Origin of the sequence: Marinigracilibium pacificum (assembly GCF_012926615.1) — a bacterium.
Lineage (GTDB): Bacteria > Bacteroidota > Bacteroidia > Cytophagales > Cyclobacteriaceae > Mangrovivirga > Mangrovivirga pacifica.
The window spans coordinates 1-3,701 of record NZ_JABBNU010000022.1 but is presented as its reverse complement, the minus strand read 5'-3'; the positions used below and the strand labels follow the sequence as shown (position 1 = coordinate 3,701).

Genomic DNA, 3,701 nt, shown 5'->3' with positions numbered 1-3,701 from the left:
AAATACCCATAACCCACATCTCATTACCATAACCAAACAGATTCTTCACTTACTGATATGCCTGTTGGCAATCAGCACAAGCCGTTCAGAATGACAAGTATAGTGAGCCCCACCATTAACGTCATTCTGAGCCTACCGGCGAAGAATCTGTAACATTATATCCCAATACAAATATCTTATTGTCCGAATCAAAATTTAAAAGATTTAAAGAATGTCAGGATTAAATCCCCCAACTACCATTCAACCACCCCTCAACTTCCCCAAAATAACTATTGTAATATTACCGGTAGCATAGTATATTGAGCCTACTTTCGACTATAAACATTTTTTAATCTGGCTATGCGTGAAAAGCAAAAATCAGAAGTAACAAATCCACACAGATACCAATATCAGATTAAAGTAGCCACACCGGATAATAAGCTATTACAGCAGAATCCAAAAACCGGTGATGATGATAAAAAGAAGTCTGATGATCGTACACCTGTTTCTGAAAGTGACCTGAAATCAGGTTATGGATCAGGAATGTGGAATGATCCTTTTAACGAACCTATATCTCTGACTGAAAAAAAAGAGGAACCAAAAGAAGTTGATGAGACAGAATTAAAAGAAGCACCGGTAAAAGAAATTGATACATCTAAATCAGGTGAGGCTTCCGTAGCAGAAAAGAAAAAGGAACTGACCCAAGGGGTAGTAAAGGCATCAGACTCAAAAGTCTGGACAGTTTCACAGTTTTTTGAGCACTATAACGCCTATGATATTACTGATAAGAATTTTACAGATGAAGAATTAAAGTTCTTCGAAACTTATCGGGATGATGCTCAAAAATATCTTGATAGACCGAACATGGTCTGGACGGTAAAGACAAACCTAACAGGCGAGGCCATTGCCAACGCAGCACGACGTACATACCTTAAATATGGTCGGGACTTTAGTAAAGTGCTGCCGGTTACTTTTGTATTGGCGCAAGCACAGTTGGAAACCAGCCTTGGTGCTGATACTAAAGGTAACAGAAACAATGCCTTTAATATTGGAGAGTATGATTCTGGCACTCGTGACTGGGTTGAAAAAATCACAGACCCTGAGATGGGCACAGCGATGTATATGGATCTGATGGCTGAGGATTACCTATCAAAAAGAACTCCGGAGGATTTATTAAAAGATGGAGGTTATCTTAATGAGCAGGATAATAGATATGCAAGTGATAAAAGTTATGAAGAAGGCTTAAGAAACCAGATCAATTTTAATAAACGCTACATTGAAAAGGCAACACCTGAAGGAAAGGTTGAGGTGAGTAAACGTGTCGTTGGAAATTACCATGGTAAGGCATTTACTAACCAGATTGAAGACCTGCAGTTGATCCAGTATAAATTAAATGAAATTGGATTGCTTTCCGATGAAGATTATGTGAAAGAGGGAGTAAGGAAAAAGGAATTGACACCTGAAAAGCTTGCTACCATCAGACATGACGGTACTAAAAATACACCGGAGTCAGAATCAGGTTCTTTAGGTTCAGCTGATACCGTTGCGATCAGCGAATTATCAGCAACTATAAAGGCGATAGAAACCTTTCAGCAGAAAGTAATGAAGGTGGGCAGTACAGTAGATGGCTGGATCCAGATTGGAGGGACAACCCATGGTGCCTTGATGAAAAGTACACCTGAGCTTACAGCAATGCAACTCAGGACTTACAAGCAGCGCCAGGCCCGATATGACAGCGATCAGTATTTTGCAAAGGAAGCCGAAAAAGCCATAGAGCGAACTAATAAGCAAAAAGCTGCAAAAGAAAGAGCGAAGAAGGAGGCAGAGAAACAAGCTGCTAAACCATCATTACCAACCAAGGAGGAGTTCTTAAAAATACATGAAGACTCTGAAGATGAAGCAATAGCAAATGAATTACTATGCTATGTCTATGAACATCCAAAGTTTGTCAAGGCGGTAATAAATGATTCAGGTTATTTTAGGAGCGATAACATAGCCTTTTATTTGACAAAAGGTATTGATGATCTTTCAAAACTAAATTCAGGCTTACTGCTATCACTAAAATCTAATTTAGAATCGGGATATACTGTTAGTGAAGAAGAAGAGCAGATTATAAGACTCAAGGAAGCTATTACAGGTAAATTGATGGGAGTGAAGAGTAGTGAGAAGAGTGATTTTGATAATCACAAATTGAAACTAAAGAGAGGAGTGTTAACCATCGTTGCGGAAGGAAGTGATGAACAAACAAAATATGTTCATTGGCCTAAAACCGATGCATCAGGGGTTACTTTAGGAAAAGGTTACGATTGTGGTAATAGGTCTGAAAAATTTATATCTAGAGATCTTGTAAAGATGGGGATGGAAAAAAATCAAGCTAAATTAATTTCAAAATCTGCAGGTTTGAAAGGAAAAAATGCTGAAGAATGGGTAAGAAAAAATAAGAAAAAAGTAGGAGAGATACCCTTGTCAGTTCAGTATAAATTGTTTAATGAAGAATTCAATAGTCAAAAGAATACCGCTAAGGAGTTAGCTACAAAAAATTATAAAACAAAAAGTAATATAAATGCACGTTCTCGGGAATTGAAAAAAGGCAAACCTTCTGGCACGTATCGAATGACGGAAGATGAATGGGAAAGTATACACCCTGCAATAATGGAATATATTGTGGATTTAAAATACCGAGGAGATTATGGATGGGATAGGATTGAATGGGTAAACGAAATAGTTAAGAACAAGGAGTTATCTGATCTAGAGAAGCTTAAAGCTTTAAAAAAGTTAAATGATGGTGCATTGCAAAAATATACAAAAGGTGTGCCTAGGAGATCACGATTGCGAAGTTCTTATCTGACTTTAGTTATTGAGGCAATGGAGTCAGGTAAGGAAATAGAATTTGAGAAGTTTAATGCAGATGAGGATAAAAAGTATATAAATGAGTTTATTGCTTATGATCAGAATCTAACAAATAAAAATAAACTTTTAGCTTCTGTAGGTAAAGATGGGAAGAACAATCCTGCTGACATAAAAAAAGTGAAAAAGTGGTTGAAACAGAAAGGTTATTCTGTAACTGAAGGAAACAAATGGCAGGAAGCAGATCATCAATCTTTGATTTCTTTCCAGGAAGAATTGATCAATAAGAGTCTTTTAAAATCAAAGTACAAAGATGGTCGTGTTGATGTGAAAGGAACTACAATTAAATACTTATCTATTTAAATTATAAATAAAATTGCATGAAAAATGTTTTAATACTGTTTGTAATACTTTTAACAATTGCATGTGGCTCAGAAACCAAAAAGTACAAGTTACTTAGTTCTGAGGAATTGAATGATGCAGAGTTATATTTTGGGATTGAGGATCTAAAAAATGCTAAAGACATGGATAGTGTTTATGTTTTTTTAGTCAAAGAAGAAGACCTAAAAAGCGATAGTTACCTACGAGATGAAATATTTAAATATCGAAATATTCAAGATTTATCATTTAGAAGGCTTTCATTGAAAGAGATAAAATATAGTGATTTAAAAAAGTTTCCAAATCTGCAAAACTTAGATTATGCTAATAATAATTTGATTGAAATCACATCAGAAATTAAAAGTCTTAAAAATTTGAAAGAATTGAATTTGGAATACAATGATATTTCTGAATTACCTGATGAATTACATCAGTTAACAAAACTTGAAAAGTTATATATTGGCTACAATCCTATTAGTAGTGAAGAACTTTTAAAA

Annotated in this window: 2 protein-coding genes; both read left to right on the top strand. The window is 35.3% G+C overall.

The features are described from left to right. The first annotated feature begins 339 nt into the window (after positions 1 to 339). Positions 340 to 3,189, top strand: a complete 2,850-nt coding sequence (locus HH304_RS21030) for a lysozyme family protein (RefSeq protein ID WP_169685272.1) — start codon at positions 340 to 342, stop codon at positions 3,187 to 3,189. 17 nt (positions 3,190 to 3,206) lie between these two features. Beyond that, positions 3,207 to 3,701 (top strand): leucine-rich repeat domain-containing protein (locus HH304_RS21025; RefSeq protein WP_169685271.1); only part of this gene is annotated, 495 nt, incomplete at its 3' end.

Coding starts and splice junctions, on each gene's coding strand:
- HH304_RS21030 (WP_169685272.1), top strand. CDS start 340: ATGCGTGAAAAGCAAAAATCAGAAGTAACAAATCCACACAGATACCAA.